This is a genomic window from Acidithiobacillus sp. IBUN Pt1247-S3 (assembly GCF_041146875.1).
In the GTDB taxonomy this organism is placed as follows: Bacteria; Pseudomonadota; Gammaproteobacteria; order Acidithiobacillales; family Acidithiobacillaceae; genus Igneacidithiobacillus.
The window spans coordinates 166,088-181,555 of sequence record NZ_JBFRXP010000001.1 but is presented as its reverse complement, the minus strand read 5'-3'; the positions used below and the strand labels follow the sequence as shown (position 1 = coordinate 181,555).

14 protein-coding genes and 1 other RNA gene are annotated in these 15,468 nt (G+C 56.8%); 13 read left to right on the top strand and 2 right to left on the bottom strand.

Translation table 11 applies throughout. The annotated features are described in order from the left end of the window. The first annotated feature begins 3 nt into the window (after positions 1–3). From mutS to AB4090_RS00940, 10 genes are all read left to right on the top strand, one after another. The gene (gene mutS, locus AB4090_RS00985; protein WP_369571982.1) at positions 4–2,559 is read left to right on the top strand and encodes a DNA mismatch repair protein MutS; all 2,556 of its coding nucleotides are present in this window, start codon (positions 4–6) and stop codon (positions 2,557–2,559) included. 63 nt (positions 2,560–2,622) lie between these two features. Next, positions 2,623–2,987: a transfer-messenger RNA gene (gene ssrA, locus AB4090_RS00980) on the top strand. A gap of 325 nt (positions 2,988–3,312) precedes the next feature. Continuing rightward, positions 3,313–3,777 (top strand): helix-turn-helix domain-containing protein, encoded by a 465-nt coding sequence (locus tag AB4090_RS00975; protein WP_369572165.1) that lies wholly within the window; start codon positions 3,313–3,315, stop codon positions 3,775–3,777. Then, a complete protein-coding gene (locus AB4090_RS00970) occupies positions 3,778–4,350 on the top strand; it encodes a PIN domain-containing protein (RefSeq protein WP_369571981.1) in 573 nt (190 codons plus the stop codon). It abuts the gene before it with no gap. Between the two features lie 211 nt (positions 4,351–4,561). Further along, positions 4,562–4,774, top strand: coding sequence for a helix-turn-helix domain-containing protein (locus tag AB4090_RS00965; protein WP_369572164.1), 213 nt, complete (start codon positions 4,562–4,564; stop codon positions 4,772–4,774). Next, positions 4,771–6,321 carry a type I restriction-modification system subunit M gene (locus AB4090_RS00960; protein WP_369571980.1) on the top strand — a complete coding sequence of 517 codons (1,551 nt, stop codon included), beginning with the start codon at positions 4,771–4,773 and terminating at the stop codon, positions 6,319–6,321. The genes AB4090_RS00965 and AB4090_RS00960 overlap by 4 nt, the downstream gene beginning before the upstream one ends. After that, entirely contained in the window at positions 6,318–6,923 is a 606-nt protein-coding gene (fic, locus tag AB4090_RS00955; protein ID WP_369571979.1) for a protein adenylyltransferase Fic, read from the top strand. The genes AB4090_RS00960 and fic overlap by 4 nt, the downstream gene beginning before the upstream one ends. Before the next feature lie 2 nt (positions 6,924–6,925). Beyond that, positions 6,926–8,140, top strand: a complete 1,215-nt coding sequence (locus tag AB4090_RS00950) for a restriction endonuclease subunit S (protein WP_369571978.1) — start codon at positions 6,926–6,928, stop codon at positions 8,138–8,140. Position 8,141: 1 nt separating this feature from the next. Then, positions 8,142–9,131 carry a Fic family protein gene (locus tag AB4090_RS00945; RefSeq protein ID WP_369571977.1) on the top strand — a complete coding sequence of 330 codons (990 nt, stop codon included), beginning with the start codon at positions 8,142–8,144 and terminating at the stop codon, positions 9,129–9,131. After that, entirely contained in the window at positions 9,128–11,755 is a 2,628-nt protein-coding gene (locus tag AB4090_RS00940; RefSeq protein ID WP_369571976.1) for an HsdR family type I site-specific deoxyribonuclease, read from the top strand. The genes AB4090_RS00945 and AB4090_RS00940 overlap by 4 nt, the downstream gene beginning before the upstream one ends. A gap of 93 nt (positions 11,756–11,848) precedes the next feature. Here AB4090_RS00940 and istB read toward each other — a convergent pair whose 3' ends face one another. Together istB and istA are read right to left on the bottom strand one after the other, a co-directional pair. Next, positions 11,849–12,607, bottom strand: a complete 759-nt coding sequence (gene istB / locus AB4090_RS00935) for an IS21-like element helper ATPase IstB (RefSeq protein ID WP_369571975.1) — start codon at positions 12,605–12,607, stop codon at positions 11,849–11,851. A 17-nt stretch (positions 12,608–12,624) separates the two neighbouring features. Further along, positions 12,625–14,145 carry an IS21 family transposase gene (istA, locus tag AB4090_RS00930; RefSeq protein WP_369572163.1) on the bottom strand — a complete coding sequence of 507 codons (1,521 nt, stop codon included), beginning with the start codon at positions 14,143–14,145 and terminating at the stop codon, positions 12,625–12,627. A 64-nt stretch (positions 14,146–14,209) separates the two neighbouring features. On the opposite strand from istA, the gene AB4090_RS00925 reads away from it, so the two are divergent. Genes AB4090_RS00925 through rhuM form a run of 3 tightly spaced genes read left to right on the top strand, consistent with a single transcriptional unit; the run spans position 14,210 to position 15,408 of the window. Further along, positions 14,210–14,902 carry a hypothetical protein gene (locus AB4090_RS00925; RefSeq protein ID WP_369571974.1) on the top strand — a complete coding sequence of 231 codons (693 nt, stop codon included), beginning with the start codon at positions 14,210–14,212 and terminating at the stop codon, positions 14,900–14,902. Next, positions 14,899–15,162 (top strand): hypothetical protein, encoded by a 264-nt coding sequence (locus AB4090_RS00920; protein WP_369571973.1) that lies wholly within the window; start codon positions 14,899–14,901, stop codon positions 15,160–15,162. Before AB4090_RS00925 ends, AB4090_RS00920 begins: the two co-directional genes overlap by 4 nt. After that, positions 15,163–15,408: a RhuM family protein gene (rhuM, locus tag AB4090_RS00915; protein WP_369572162.1), complete on the top strand. Its 246-nt coding sequence runs from the start codon at positions 15,163–15,165 to the stop codon at positions 15,406–15,408. It abuts the gene before it with no gap. Positions 15,409–15,468 lie beyond the last annotated feature (60 nt).

The following is a 15,468-nucleotide window of genomic DNA, read 5'->3' as shown; positions in this document are numbered from 1 at the left end:
AATTTGAAAGACGATTCTGCCCATACCCCAGTCATGCGCCAGTATCTGGCGCTCAAGGCCGAGAACCCCGACGCCCTGCTATTTTTTCGCATGGGCGACTTTTACGAGCTTTTTTATGACGATGCCAGACATGTCGCCGAACTGCTGGGTATTGCCCTTACCACTCGTGGGCAGAGTGCTGGCGAGCCCATCCCAATGGCTGGCGTACCGATCCACAGCGTCGACGGTTACCTAGCTCGCCTGGTGCGTACCGGCCTCAAGGTGGCCATCGCCGAGCAGGTAGGCGATCCCGCGCTCGCCAAGGGGCCAGTGGAACGCTCTATCAGCCGTGTGCTTACTCCGGGTACCTTGGTGGATACCAGCTTGCTGGAACCGGAGCGGGAATCGTTGCTTGCTGCCTTGTGCCCTGGCAGCCAGGATAGCTGGGGATTGGCCCTACTATCTGTCGCCAGCGGCGATCTGCGCGTGCAGGACTTTAGCTCCGTCGCCGCATTAGGCGACCGTCTGCGGCAATTGCAGCCGGCGGAAATCTTGCTGCCCGAAGCGCAAGAGATTCCCGGTGCTCTGCTTTCGGGTCAGTTCCAAAAAATTAGCGCAAAGGCATTCCTGCCCGGCAGTAGCGAGAGGGTCTTGCAACGCTATTTTGGCAATCACCTGGGTAGTTTTGGTGTTGCCGAGCATCCCCTTGGGCTGCGTGCTGCTGCCGCCGTGCTCGACTATGCCGAGTCACGCCTCAAAACATCCCTGGCTCAAGTGCAACGCATTACCCCCGAGCGTCCCACAGAGACCCTGGGGATCAACGCCAGTGCCCTGCGTTCGCTAGAGATTTTGGCAGGCCGCGACAACGATGGACCAAGTCTCTGGAGCCTACTGCAACACTGCCAAACTCCCATGGGCGCACGTCTGTTGCGCCGTTGGCTTTTACGCCCTTTACGCCAGGGAGAAAAATTACTCGCCCGCCATCGGCGGACTACCACGCTGATCGAAGACGCACGCTATCGTGGCATTCAGCAAGCCCTGCACGGCCTTGCCGATGTCGAGCGGGTGCTCACCCGCATTGCCCTGGAACGGGCTAGCCCGCGTGATCTTGGGCAGCTACGAAATTTTCTGCAACGCTTACCGGAGATTCGGGCAGCGATTTACACGGTGGAGGAGCCAGAGAATTCGGAATCTTCCAGCCAGGCAACAGAAGACTTTGCGCAATTGCGGATATTACTGGAGCGCGCCCTGCTGGATGATCTGCCCCTCAGTCAACGCGATGGCGGCTTTCTACGCGATGAATATGACGTGGAACTCGGCTCCCTGCGTCACGCCGAGCAAAATGTCGGCAACGAATTGGCGGCGCTAGAGGCTGCCGAGCGCGAACGCAGCGGTATCCCGCAACTGCGGGTGCAGTTCAATCGCGTGCATGGCTATTTCATCGAAATCCCGCGCAGCTATGACGGCCCAATACCGGACGACTACCACCGCCGACAAAGTACCAAAAGTGCCGAGCGCTACAGCAACGTCACCCTAAAGGAAATTGAAGACCGGGTTTTGTCCGCCGAAAGTCGCGCCCTGGCGCGCGAGAAAGCGCTGTACACCGAGTTGTTGCGCAAGCTAGCGCAAGACATTGCCGGCTTGCAGGAGCTGCTTGCAGAGATCGCTGAGTGGGACCTGCTCGCCAATTTCGCCGAGCGTGCCCAGGCCTTGCGCTGGACTGCACCGAGATTCAGTCACGACGCCGTGCTCGAGATTCAGTCTGGTAGACATCCCATCGTCGAAGCCGAGCTCGGTGCCCACTTCGTCCCCAACAATCTCCGGCTGCACGACGAGCGGCGTATGCTGCTGATTACCGGTCCCAACATGGGGGGTAAATCCACCTACATGCGACAGGTGGCGCTGATCGTCTTGCTTGCGCATATTGGCTGCTGGGTGCCGGCCCAATCGGCGCTGCTCGGCCCGGTAGACCAGATTTTCACGCGCATCGGCGCCGCCGACGACCTTGCGGGCGGGCGCTCGACCTTTATGGTGGAGATGCAAGAGACTGCGGAGATATTGCACCTAGCTACTGCCCAGAGTCTGGTGATTCTCGATGAAATCGGCCGCGGCACCGCCACCTACGACGGTCTAGCCATTGCCTGGGCTACAGCCGAGGAGCTGCTGCGCAAAGGCAGCTATACGCTCTTCGCCACCCACTATTTTGAACTTACCGAGATGCAACACCCGCTGCTCGCCAACGTCCACCTGGATGCCCTGGCGGGCCATGATCAAGTCACCTTTCTCCACCAAATTGAAGAAGGTCCGGCTACCCAAAGCTTTGGGCTGGCCGTCGCCCGCCTGGCCGGCTTGCCCAATCACGTGCTGGCCAGCGCACGGGAACGCTTGTACAGCCTGGAAGATCCAGCACGCTCCAATCCGTTGCCAGAACAAACTCCGACCCAGCAACTCTCCCTCTTTGCCGAGGCACCCCACCCTGCCCTGCGTGCCCTTGCAGAAATTGATCCCGAGGACTGTAGCCCACGTGCCGCGTTGGAGTTACTCTACAAACTTCGTCACCTACTGGATAAGCCTGCGTAAGGCGACAAGCTTGCGGCCTCTTTCGAAACTTTCAGGCTGCGCGTATAGTCTAACGCACAGTAAGGGGGCGACCGGCTTCGACGCAGGTCGCGAAGCCTTCGGTGCATGCAGAGCTGCGATTTGCTCTTAAAACTGGTCGCAGATTCATAATTGCCAACGACAGCAATTACGCCCTCGCTGCTTAAGCAGTGAGCCCTCTGCCCGGGTTTGTTCGTGGACCCGGAGCCGAAAGGCATGCGGAGGGTCATGAAACACGGAATCGCGCTGGATCTGGTCGGTGGGTCCAGTTCTAAAACAAAGCCGAATCGCTGGGAGCGCATCCTGTTTGTCGGAGTCGCTCCGGGTTAAAACCCAATAGACAAACTACGCATGTAGATCCGGTGGTCTAGGTCTTGCGGACGCGGGTTCAATTCCCGCCGCCTCCACCAATACTGAAGCCCCAACTGTTATCAGTTGGGGCTTTTTCTTGTCTGTTTGCGCCAATTCCCGCGTGTTGTTGGGGGCTCCCGGCCATTCCTCGCTCCGACCTCGCTCTCCGAAATTGGGCCTGGCAGGTCGACCCGTTCGCCGAAGGCGTTTCGCGCAATCGACTGTGCGCGACCATGTCCACGGTGTGGTGGTACCACACCAGTGTAAATGGGTGTACTTTTGGTTGCGGCCCAGCAAGGCCATCCCGTTTCGGATATTGCGAATTTTCGTTTGTTTCGTTTATGCTGCCCCCATGACGCTGTTTGAAGCTTCCAGGAGGCTGCCATAACCACTCTCTCTCCCACCCATCCGTTGCCGACGGCCGAAGAAGTTGCCATCGCCCGCGAGAGCGGACGGGCGCTGTCGGCCTACCTGCAGACCCGTGCGGAAACCCAGCAGATCGAGATCCTCGACGACAAGGGTGCGGCCCACCCGGTTCGCGTTCCGGTGTCGGCGCTGCGCCTGCTCGTGGACGTCCTGACCGAAATCGGTGAAGGCAACGCGGTCAGCATCATCCCGATCCACGCCGAACTGACGACTCAGGACGCGGCGGACGTGCTCAACATCTCGCGCCCCTTCCTCGTGCAGTTGCTGGAGCGCGGCGAGATCCCGTTCCACAAGATCGGCACACACCGTCGTGTCCGCTACCAGGATGTGATTGCGTACAAGGAGCGCATCGATGTGGAGCGCAGCAAGGCCCTCGATGCCCTGGCCGAGCAAGGCCAGGCGCTCAAGATGGGGTACGAATGAATGAGCTCGAACTTCACCGTCATCTACGACGCGTGCGTGCTCTACCCGGCCCCGCTGCGCGACTTCCTGATGCGCCTGGCACTGACCGATCTGTACCGGGCGCGCTGGACGGACATGATCCACGACGAGTGGACGCGTAACGTCCTGAAGCAGCGACCAGACCTGAAGGCCGAAGACCTGGAGCGGACGCGGTCGCTGATGAACGCCCACGTCCGCGACAGCCTGGTCACCGGCTTCGAGCACCTGATCCCGGCCGTCGAATTGCCGGATGCCGACGACCGTCATGTAGTGGCCGCTGCCATTCACGGCGGAGCTAGCCTGATCGTGACCTTCAACCTGAAGGATTTCCCGCCGGAGCAGCTCAAACGCTACAACTTGGCTGCCCAGCATCCGGACGACTTCATCTTCGATCTGCTGGATCTGCACGCGGCTCGAGTATGCGAGGCAGCTGCCAACCATCGCCGGTCACTGAAGAACCCGCCCAAGACGGTCGACGAGTACCTGGACACGCTGCTCAAGCAGGGGCTGACGCAGACCGTTGGCCAGCTGCGGGAATGGAAGGTGGCGATCTAACGGACGCGGGTTCAATTCCCGTCGCCTCCACCACACACCAGGGCTCGGATAATCTCCGGGCCCTTTTTTTTCTTGCCCGAAATCTCCGCGTGGCGTGAGTATGGTCAGAGAGATTGATGTGCCGCACCCAGAGTGGTCGGCAGTGCGCCCATCCGGTAGACTTTCAACGATCTTTACCGACTTTGAAATGCACCAACCGAGCGCCAATGCCATGGCTACCGAACCATGGGTTACCGCCGAGGATGTCGCCCAGCACCTGGGCGTGGCTAAGGACACCGTTTACCGCTGGCGCGAGCGCAAGAGCCTGCCCGCACACCGTGTTGGGCGGCTGTGGAAGTTTCAACTGTCCGAGGTGGATGACTGGGTGCGCGCAGGGGGCGCGGATGAAGACAAGATGAATGATTCGACAGGAAAGCAACCATGACCAGCATTCAACAACGCGCCGAACTGCAACGCCGTATTTGGCAAATCGCCAACGATGTACGCGGCGCTGTCGATGGCTGGGACTTCAAGCAATACGTGCTCGGCACCCTGTTCTACCGCTTCATTAGCGAAAACTTTGCGGCCTACATCGCGGGCGGTGACGACAGCATCCGCTATGCCGAACTGTCCGACAGCGTCATCACCCCTGACATCAAAGACGACGCCATCAAAACCAAAGGTTATTTCATCTACCCCAGCCAGGTGTTTTCCAAGGTGGCTGCCAGCGCCAGTACCAACGAAAGCCTGAACACCGATCTGGCTGCCATCTTTGCCGCCATTGAAGCCTCCGCCAACGGCTATGCCTCCGAGCGCGACATCAAAGGCCTGTTTGCCGATTTCGACACCACCAGCAACCGCCTGGGTAACACGGTGAAGGATAAAAACATCCGCCTGGCCGCCGTGCTCAAGGGCGTGGCCGAGCTGAACTTTGCCGACTTTGAAGGCAGCAACATCGACCTGTTTGGCGATGCCTACGAATTCCTCATCTCCAACTACGCCGCCAATGCGGGTAAATCCGGCGGCGAGTTTTTCACCCCGCAGCATGTCTCCAAGCTCATCGCCCAGCTCGCCATGCACAAGCAGACCGGCGTCAACAAGATTTACGACCCCGCCTGCGGCTCCGGCTCGCTGCTGCTACAAGCCAAAAAACACTTCGATGCGCACATCATTGAGGACGGTTTTTTCGGGCAAGAAATCAACCACACCACCTACAACCTGGCGCGGATGAACATGTTCTTGCACAACATCAACTACGACAAGTTCAACGTCCAGCTCGGCAATACGCTGATCGACCCGCATTTTGGCGACGACAAGCCCTTCGATGCCATCGTCTCCAATCCGCCGTACTCGGTGAAGTGGATCGGCTCAGACGACCCCACCCTCATCAACGACGACCGCTTTGCCCCCGCTGGCGTGCTCGCGCCCAAATCCAAGGCCGATTTTGCCTTTGTGCTGCACGCGCTGAGTTACCTCTCCAGCAAGGGCCGCGCCGCCATCGTCTGCTTCCCCGGCATCTTTTATCGCGGCGGTGCCGAACAGAAAATTCGCCAGTATCTGGTGGACAACAACTATGTCGAAAGCGTGATCTCACTCGCCCCCAACCTGTTTTTCGGCACCACCATCGCCGTGAATATACTGGTGCTGTCCAAACACAAAACCGACACCAGCACCCAGTTCATCGACGCCAGCGGCTTGTTCAAGAAAGAAACCAACAACAACGTGCTGCTGGAAGCGCACATCAAAGAGATCATGGCCGTGTTCGACAGCAAGGCCCATATCGAGCACTTTGCCCAGTCCATTGCCTTTGAGAAGGTCGCCGCCAACGACTACAACCTGTCGGTCAGCAGTTACGTCGAAGCCCGCGACACCCGCGAAGTGGTGGACATTGCAAAGCTCAATGCCGAACTGAAAACCTCCGTCGCCAGAATTGACCAGTTGCGTCAAGACATTGATGCCATCGTGGCGGAGATTGAGGGAGGGGATGCATGATTCTGGAAAACAAATTGGGCATCACCGATCAGATCGCATTGGTCAAAACCGAAGAAAAAATCAGCAAAAAAAAGGCCAAGCGGCTTTTTGACTCCGGCGACATTCACCATGTCGCCGTGGGGAAATTCGCTGGCCTCTCCTTTATCCACGCCTATTTGTTTGAAGAAATTTATGGATTCGCTGGACAAATCCGGGAGGTCAATATCGCCAAAAGCGATTTTCGTTTTGCCCCAGTGATGTATCTGGAAGCCTCGCTGAAACATATCGACGCCATGCCGCAAAGCACCTTTGACGAAATCATCGAAAAATATGTCGAGATGAATGTTGCCCACCCCTTTCGTGAAGGCAATGGCCGCGCCACGCGCATCTGGCTGGATGTAATGCTGAAAATAGAAACCCGGCAGGTGGTGGATTGGAACCGCGTCGACAAAGAAGAATACCTGTCCGCCATGCAGCGCAGCACAGTGAAAGACCTGGAAATTAAAGTATTACTAAAGCAAGCCCTCACCGACCAGATTAACAACCGTACCCTGTTCATGAAGGGTATTGATGTCAGCTATTACTTTGAGGGCTATAGCGAATTCAAGACAGAGGAGCTGTAGGCATGAGTAGCGTGAATTTTTTGGAAAAGCTGCTGGATGGGGTTGAGGTGGAGTGGAAGGCGCTGGGGGAAGTTTGTCGCTTTATAAATGGCAGAGCTTATAAGCAGCCAGAGTTACTAAGCCAAGGAAAGTACCCCGTTTTAAGAGTTGACAACTTCTTCACAAACGACAATTGGTATTACTCAAGTCTGGAACTTGACGAAGATAAATACTGCGATAAGGGCGATCTCCTATATGCATGGTCTGCATCATTTGGCCCGCGAATCTGGGGCGGAGATAAAGTCATTTATCACTACCACATTTGGAAGGTGGTTCCTAATGCGGATTTGATTCACAAAAAGTTTCTTTACTATTTGTTGGAGTGGGATACCAAAGCTCTCAAAGAAGAACACGGCACCGGCTCAACAATGATGCATGTCGGTAAAGGCTCAATTGAGAAAAGATTAATCCCCATCCCCTGCCCAGACAACCCCAAAAAATCGCTGGCAATCCAGGCCGAAATCGTCCGCATACTGGACACCTTCACCGAGCTGACCGCCGAGCTGACCGCCCGCAAAAAACAATACAACTACTACCGCGACCAGTTGTTGAGTTTTGATGACGGGGAAGTGGAGTGGAAGGCGCTGGGGGAGGTTGGCGAATTTATTCGCGGAAAGCGCTTTACCAAGGCTGATTATGTGGAGGATGGAATCAGCGTTATCCACTACGGTGAAATTTACACACGATACGGAATTTCAACCTCACATGCGCTATCACAAGTTCGCTCTGAAATGGCTACCTCATTACGCTATGCCGAACCAGGCGACGTTGTAATAACCGATGTCGGTGAAACTGTTGAGGATGTTGGTAAGGCTGTGGCATGGATTGGAAACGAAAAAGTGGCAATTCACGACCACTGCTATGCCTTCCGTCATTCGATGAATCCGAAGTTCGTTTCCTATTGCATGCAAACAGCTTCATTCATTGACGAGAAAGCAAAATATGTCGCCCGAACCAAAGTCAACACGCTGTTGATTAAAGGGTTTTCAAAAATCCGTGTTCCGATACCACCACTTCCAGAACAGGAACGCATCGTCGCTATTCTCGACAAGTTCGACGCGCTCACCCATTCCATTACCGAAGGTTTGCCGCGTGAGATTGAGTTGCGGCAGAGGCAGTATGCTTATTACCGTGATTTGCTGCTGAGTTTCCCAAAACCGGAAGAGATGGCTGCATAGCATGAGCTACAAACCGCCCTTTACGATTACCGCCGACATACTCAATCTTGTCGCTGACATTAGCGAGCAGGTCGCTAGGCTCAATGCCAGTGCGTTAAATGCTTCGCCGCAGTTGCGCAAGCAAAACCGCATCAAAACCATTACCGGTACGCTGGCGATTGAGGGCAATACCTTAACCGAGGAACAGATTACCGCGATTGTGGATGGCAAGCCGGTAATGGGCAGTGTGCGCGAGCTGGCCGAGGTAACAGGCGCGATTGCCGCGTATGAGGCGCTGCCGGATTATCAACCCGCCAACCTTGAGCATTTACTCTCCGCCCACGCTTTGATGATGGCGGATATTTTGGTCAACGCAGGCGAGTTTCGCAGTAAAGCGGTGGGTATTCATAAGGCGGGCGTGGTGCATCATGTCGCGCCACCGGCACACCAGGTCTCGGGCTTGATGGCCAATTTGGCGGATTGGCTGCAACAGGCAAAAGACCATCCGCTGATAAGCAGCAGCGTGTTTCATTATGAGTTTGAGTTTATCCACCCTTTCAGCGATGGCAATGGCCGCATGGGGCGCTTGTGGCAAACATTAATTTTGTCTAAATGGCACCCGTTGTTTCTGTCCCTGCCGCTGGAAAGCGTGATCAAAGATAACCAGCCGCAGTACTATGAAGCGCTGGAGCAGGCCGACCAGCAAGCCGATAGCACGCCATTTATTCACTTCATGTTAGCGGTGATTGCCCAGACGCTGGCACAAAACGCCCCTGTAAGCGCCCTTGCAAACGCCCCTGCAAATCAGATTGTAGACGTGCGTGGGCTTAAAACCCCCGACGCCATTGTGGCGCTGCTCTCAGCCAACCCCGCGCTGACAAGGCAGCAACTGGCCGATGCCATCGGCAAAGACTTGCGCACCATTGGCCGCGCTATGGCCCAGTTACAACAAGCAGGCAAGCTGCAACGAATAGGCTCGGATAAAACCGGACACTGGGAGGTTCGCTCGTGACTGACTACAAAACTATCGCCGAATCCAATAACTTCATCGTTCTCGATAAATACACCCAGGAATGGAAGGTCAGCGAAAGCTATCAGAGCGAATACGACCTGGAGCGAGAATTCATTCAGGATTTGCAAAATCAGGGTTATGAATACCTTCCCAGCCTAAACACGCCGGATGCCTTGCTCGCCAATGTGCGTGTGCAGCTGCAAACGCTCAATGCGGTGCAGTTTCTTGATGGCGAGTGGCTGCGTTTCGTCGAGAATTTTCTCGATAAGCCCAGTGATGGCATCGTCGATAAAACCCGCAAGATTCACGATGACTATATCCACGACTTTGTCTTCGACGACGGGCGCATCCAGAACATCACCCTGCTGGACAAGAAAAACATCGCCCGCAACAAGGTGCAGGTGATCAAGCAGTTTGAGCAAACGGGCAGCCACGCCAATCGTTATGACGTGACGATATTGGTCAATGGCCTGCCGCTGGTGCAGGTGGAGTTGAAAAAGCGCGGGGTGGCGATTCGCGAGGCCTTTAACCAGGTCCACCGTTACAGCAAGGAAAGCTTCAACAGCGAGCATTCTTTGTTCAAGTATTTGCAGCTATTCGTGATCTCCAACGGCACCGATAGCCGCTACTTCGCCAACACCACGCAGCGCAACAAGCACAGCTTCGACTTCACCATGAACTGGGCGAAGGCGGACAACAGCCTAATCAAAGACCTGAAGGACTTCACGGCTACGTTCTTCCAGAAGCACACCCTGCTCAGTGTGCTGTTGCACTACTCGGTGTTTGACATCAGCAACACGCTGCTGGTGATGCGCCCGTACCAGATTGCCGCCACGGAGCGCATTCTGTGGAAGCTCAATAGCGCATACCAGGCCAAGAACTGGAGTGCTACGGAAAGTGGTGGCTTCATCTGGCACACCACCGGCTCGGGCAAGACGCTGACCAGTTTCAAGGCGGCGCGGCTGGCCACCGAACTGGACTTTATCGACAAGGTGTTCTTCGTGGTGGACCGCAAGGATCTGGACTACCAGACCATGAAGGAATACCAGCGCTTTTCACCGGACAGCGTGAATGGTTCAGACAGCACCGCGGGCCTGAAGCGCAATATGGAGAAGGACGACAACAAGATCGTCGTCACCACCATCCAGAAGCTCAACAACCTGATGAAGGGCGAAGCCGACTTGCCGATCTACGGCAAGCAGGTCGTGTTCATTTTTGATGAGTGCCACCGCAGCCAGTTTGGCGAGGCGCAGAAGAACCTGAAGAAGAAGTTCAAGAAGTTCTACCAGTTTGGCTTTACCGGCACGCCGATCTTCCCCGAGAACGCGCTGGGCGCGGACACCACGGCTAGCGTGTTTGGCCGCGAGCTGCATTCGTATGTGATTACCGATGCCATTCGCGATGAAAAAGTGCTGAAGTTCAAGGTGGATTACAACGATGTGCGCCCGCAGTTCAAGGCCATCGAGACGGAGCAGGATGAGAAAAAACTGAGCGCGGCGGAGAACAGGCAGGCTTTGTTGCACCCCGACCGCATCCGCGAGATCACCCAATACATCCTGAACAACTTCCGGCAGAAAACCCATCGCCTGCACGCGGGCAACAAAGGGTTCAACGCCATGTTTGCGGTCAGCAGCGTGGATGCCGCCAAGCTGTATTACGAGTCTTTCCGGGAACTGCAGAAGGGCAGCGACAAGCCGCTGAGGGTGGCCACCATTTTCTCGTTCGCCGCCAACGAAGAGCAGGAGGCTGTCGGCGACATTCAGGACGAAAGTTTTGATGTGTCGGCCATGAACAGCAGCGCCAAAGAGTTTTTGAGCGCGGCCATCACGGACTACAACGCGCTGTTCAAAACCAACTTCAGCGTGGACAGCAATGGCTTCCAGAACTATTACCGCGATCTGGCCAAGCAGGTCAAAGCCAAGGAAATCGACCTGCTGATTGTGGTCGGCATGTTCCTGACCGGCTTTGATGCGCCCACGCTGAACACCTTGTTCGTGGACAAGAATCTGCGTTACCACGGGCTGATGCAGGCCTACTCGCGCACCAACCGCATTTTTGACGCCACCAAAACCTTCGGCAACATCGTCACCTTCCGCGATCTGGAGCAGGCAACCATCGACGCCATCACTCTGTTCGGTGACAAAAACACCAAGAACGTGGTGCTGGAGAAGAGCTACCAGGAGTACATGGAAGGCTTTACCGATGCGGCCACCGGTGAAGCGCGGCGCGGCTTTGTGGAGGTGGTGCGCGAGCTGGAAACACGCTTTCCCGACCCCGCCACGATTGAAAAAGAAACGGATAAAAAAGCCTTCGCCAAGCTGTTTGGCGAATATTTGCGCGTGGAAAACATCCTGCAAAACTATGACGAATTTGCCAGCCTGAAAGCCTTGCAAGCTCTCGATATGGACGACGCTGCAGCGGTAGAGGCGTTCAAGGCCAAGCACTACCTGAGTGATGAAGATCTGACTGCACTGGAAGCCATCACGCTCCCCACCGAGCGAAAAATTCAGGACTATCGTTCCACCTATAACGATGTGCGCGACTGGCTGCGCATTCTGTTGATCGTGGGCGGTCATTCTGCTGATCGTGGGCACCCCCCGAAGAGCGAACTTTCTAGCCGGTGATATTGTACGCCTGAGTGCCCACGATGGGTCAAATTTGGGTGGTCGTGGCGCCCAGGGGTGTAAGTTACCGTTACCGTGTAAATGGTGTAATAGTTACGACGATTCGGATGGCTGGTTTTCGTGACGGTCACGGTGACGGCGCAAAGACTCTCCCTTGAGCTCCAGCCGGTGTGCACTTTGCAGGAGACGGTCGAGGACGGCATCGGCGACGGTGGGCTCGCCGAGATATTCGTGCCAGTGGGACACGGGCAGCTGACTGGTGATCAAGGTGGCGCGCTGGCCGACGCGATCATCGATGATTTCCAACAGATCACGAGCATCTTCCCCACTCATGGGGGCGAGGCCCCAATCGTCGAGCAGTAAGAGATCGACCTTGGCCAGGGTGTTCAGATAGCGGCCGAAGCTCCCGTCACCGTGACGGATACGCAGATCTTCCAGCAGGCGTGGCAAGCGCAGGTAGCGCACACTTAAGCCCTGCCGACAGGCTTGATGACCGAAGGCACAAGCAAGCCAGGTCTTGCCGGTTCCGGTGGCCCCGGTGAGGAGGAGGTTCTGCCCCTGTCGTATCCAAGTATTCTGGATCAGGGCGGCGATGCGCGATCGATCCAGTCCCCGAGAACTGCGGTAGTCGATATCCTCGGCGCAGGCATCGTGCTTGAGGTGGGCAAGTTTCAACAACCGCGTCAGGCGGCGTTGATCCCGGGCACAGAGTTCGCGGTCGAGGAGCAGGCCGAGGCGTTCTTCGAAGGAGAGCTCCTGGTATTGCGGCAGCCGGGTTTGCTCGTCGAGGGCATCGGCCATAGCCTCAAGGTGTAACTGCCGCAGGGTGTTCAGGGTCGGTGATAAGAACATGAGAAACTCCTGGATATTCAATGGTAGTACTGGGAACCACGGATGTTGTCGTGCGCGGGCAGAGAAGCCCTTTTTGCGGTCGATTCCGGGACGTGATCCATGCCCTTTTGTAGAATCGACCGGACACTGCGGGTGGTCGGGGCACCAAGGTGCAAGGCCCGACGACAGGCCGCTTCCAGACGGGGCTTGTCATAGCGACGGGCGAGGTGGAGTAAGCCCAGACAGGAGCGATAGCCCTGCTCGGGGTGCGGCTTGCTCTCCAGCTGCCAGCGCACGACGTCGCGGGTTGCCGGGCCAATGGACAGTGCCCAACTCAGCAGACGCCCCGGGCTCCATTCCCGGTGGCGCTGATGGGCCTTGGGCAGGTGTTCCGTGCAGGTACTGAAGCGGCCCGGCTGCAACCCGCGCAGATGACTGGCCACCCGTTGTTGCTGGTGGAAGATCTCTACCGTTTCTGTACTTATCCGCAAGTCCACCCGTTGCCCGATCAGCCGGTAGGGGACCGAGTAATAGTGCCCCTCGCAGGCGACGTGGTAGTCGATGCTGACCTTGGCCGTCTTCCACGTCGCAAAGACATAGGGTTGTGCTGGCAAGGGCTGCAGTGCCGGTCGGTCCAGCGCCTCGAAGAGGCTCCTGCGGCTGCCAGGCAGACGCTTGAAGGGACGCTGGTTCAGGTCTTCGAGCAGACGATGAATCTCGCGGTTGAGCTCCCGCAGAGAGAAGAACTGGAAGTGCCGCAGGCGCGCGAGAATCCAACGCTCCACCACTTGCACCCCCACCTCGACCTTGGCCTTGTCTTTGGGCTTGTAGGGCCGGGTAGGGAGCACGACCGAGCCATAGTGGGTCGCGAGATCCTGATAGCTGCGGTTGATCTCCGGCTCGTAGCGAGATGCCTTGGTCACGGCCGCCTTGAGGTTGTCGGGGACGAGCAGAACCGGTGCCCCGCCCAGGTAGTTCAGGGCACGAACGTGGGCGCCCAGGAAGTCACCCAGGCTCTGGCTCCAGGTCGCCTCGCAGTAGGTATAGCTGGAAGCCCCCAGCACCGCCACAAAGATCTGTGTCTGACGGATCTCCCCGGTACTCGGATTGATGACCGGCACGGTAGGGCCCGCATAGTCCACGAAGAGCTTCTCCCCGGCGACATGGGTCTGGCGCATGCTGTGTTGGAGACGCTCTCGCCAGCGCCGGTACAGGGTGCAGAACTGCGCATATTGATACACCGGTTGCCCGGCATGCCCCGCGACGTATTCCTCCCAGAGCAGCTGCAGGGTCATGCCCTTGCGCCGCAGCTCCGTGTGCATCTGGGCAAAATCCGGCAAGGCCTTGCCCGATGCCACTGCGGGTTTCCGCTCGGGAAAGAGCCGTCCTTCCAAAGCCGCCTCGCCCTGATCCGCAGGCAGTGGCCAGGACACAGCGGCCTGTTCCGCCCGCTGCAGATATTTGCCGACAGCCCCTTTGGAGAGCCCACAGGCGCGGGCAATTTGCCGCTGACTCAGGCCAGCCGCGTGTAAACGAAGTACCTCCATGATTGCTGTCATCGTCATCCTCGGTGTCGGCATCCTCAATCTCCCGTAAAAAGAGCGCAGGATGCTCGCTAAGCCAATGAATGACCAAAAAGTTCTAAAATCGCCAAGGGAAAAACACGACACCATTCTGGCATCGTGGGCACCCATTCTGAAAACACCGCAAAACTGCCCACGATCAAAACAGAATCAGTGCCCACGATGGCCCAGAATACGCAACTGGCTGCGCCGGGAAAAATCTTCCACCGAGAAGGAAAAATCCACCATCGACTGGGATGACGTGGTCTTTGAGGTGGATCTGCTCAAATCACAGGAAATCAATCTGGATTACATCCTGGAGCTGATCTTTGAGCACAACAAGAAGGTCAAGAGCAAGTCGGAACTGGTGGACGAAGTGCGCCGCGTGATTCGCGGTAGCCTGGGCAACCGCGCCAAAGAGAGCTTGCTGGTGGACTTCATTAATCAGACCGATCTGGACCAGATTGGCGACAAGGCCAGTGTAATTGACGCCTTCTTCACCTTTGCCCAAGCGGAACAGCAGCGCGAGGCGCAAGAGTTGATCAGCGCCGAAAACCTGAATGCAGAGGCCGCGCGGCGCTATATCAGCACCTCACTGAAGCGGGAATTTGCCAGTGATAGTGGTACGGAGCTGAATGCCGTTTTGCCCAAGATGAGCCCGCTGAATCCGCAATACCTGAGCAAAAAGCAAAGCGTGTTCCAGAAAATTGCGGCTTTTGTGGAGAAATTCAAAGGCGTGGGCGGCGTAATATGAGCCAGCGCAAACCACCCCGGCCGCCAAAGAAAGCCGAGGTTTCCCTCGTCCGATCCTCGGCGGCGGAGTACCTGACCTTCATCGCCGCCAGCGGCCAGGGCGGTGTGGAAGCGGTGTACGCCGAAGAGAACGTCTGGATCACCCAGAAGATGATGGGTGTGCTTTACGACGTGAATGTCCGCACGGTGAATGAGTATCTGAAAAAATCTTTGCCGACAGCGAGTTGCAGGAAGATTCAGTTATCCGGAAATTCCGGATAACTGCCTCCGACGGTAACAACTACAACACCCAACACTACAAGCCTGCCAGCCATCATTGCGGTGGGCTACAAGGTCAATTCCGAGCGTGCGGTGCAGTTCCGCAAGTGGGCCACGGGCATCATCGACTTCGTCGACACGGGGCATCCGGCCTTGCTGCGGATGTGGGACAAGCGCCAGCGTGGCTATCGGGCGATGGGGTATCGCGTCGAATCGGGTGCGCCGTCTGTCGGCCGTTTCGAAGGGTGATGTCGGCTGGGCAGGGAGCCGGAACAGGCGGGAGTAGACAATCTATGCCACCCAGTGGCA

What these genes read in the sequence shown, in the direction of transcription:
- AB4090_RS00945 (WP_369571977.1), top strand. Translation starts at nt 8,142, where the DNA reads ATGAGCTACAAACCGCCCTTTACGATTACCGCCGACATACTCAATCTT.
- AB4090_RS00920 (WP_369571973.1), top strand. Translation starts at nt 14,899, where the DNA reads ATGAGCCAGCGCAAACCACCCCGGCCGCCAAAGAAAGCCGAGGTTTCC.
- AB4090_RS00965 (WP_369572164.1), top strand. Translation starts at nt 4,562, where the DNA reads ATGGCTACCGAACCATGGGTTACCGCCGAGGATGTCGCCCAGCACCTG.
- AB4090_RS00950 (WP_369571978.1), top strand. Translation starts at nt 6,926, where the DNA reads ATGAGTAGCGTGAATTTTTTGGAAAAGCTGCTGGATGGGGTTGAGGTG.
- istB (WP_369571975.1), bottom strand. Translation starts at nt 12,607, where the DNA reads ATGTTCTTATCACCGACCCTGAACACCCTGCGGCAGTTACACCTTGAG.
- AB4090_RS00970 (WP_369571981.1), top strand. Translation starts at nt 3,778, where the DNA reads ATGAGCTCGAACTTCACCGTCATCTACGACGCGTGCGTGCTCTACCCG.
- fic (WP_369571979.1), top strand. Translation starts at nt 6,318, where the DNA reads ATGATTCTGGAAAACAAATTGGGCATCACCGATCAGATCGCATTGGTC.
- AB4090_RS00925 (WP_369571974.1), top strand. Translation starts at nt 14,210, where the DNA reads ATGAATGACCAAAAAGTTCTAAAATCGCCAAGGGAAAAACACGACACC.
- AB4090_RS00960 (WP_369571980.1), top strand. Translation starts at nt 4,771, where the DNA reads ATGACCAGCATTCAACAACGCGCCGAACTGCAACGCCGTATTTGGCAA.
- istA (WP_369572163.1), bottom strand. Translation starts at nt 14,145, where the DNA reads ATGACAGCAATCATGGAGGTACTTCGTTTACACGCGGCTGGCCTGAGT.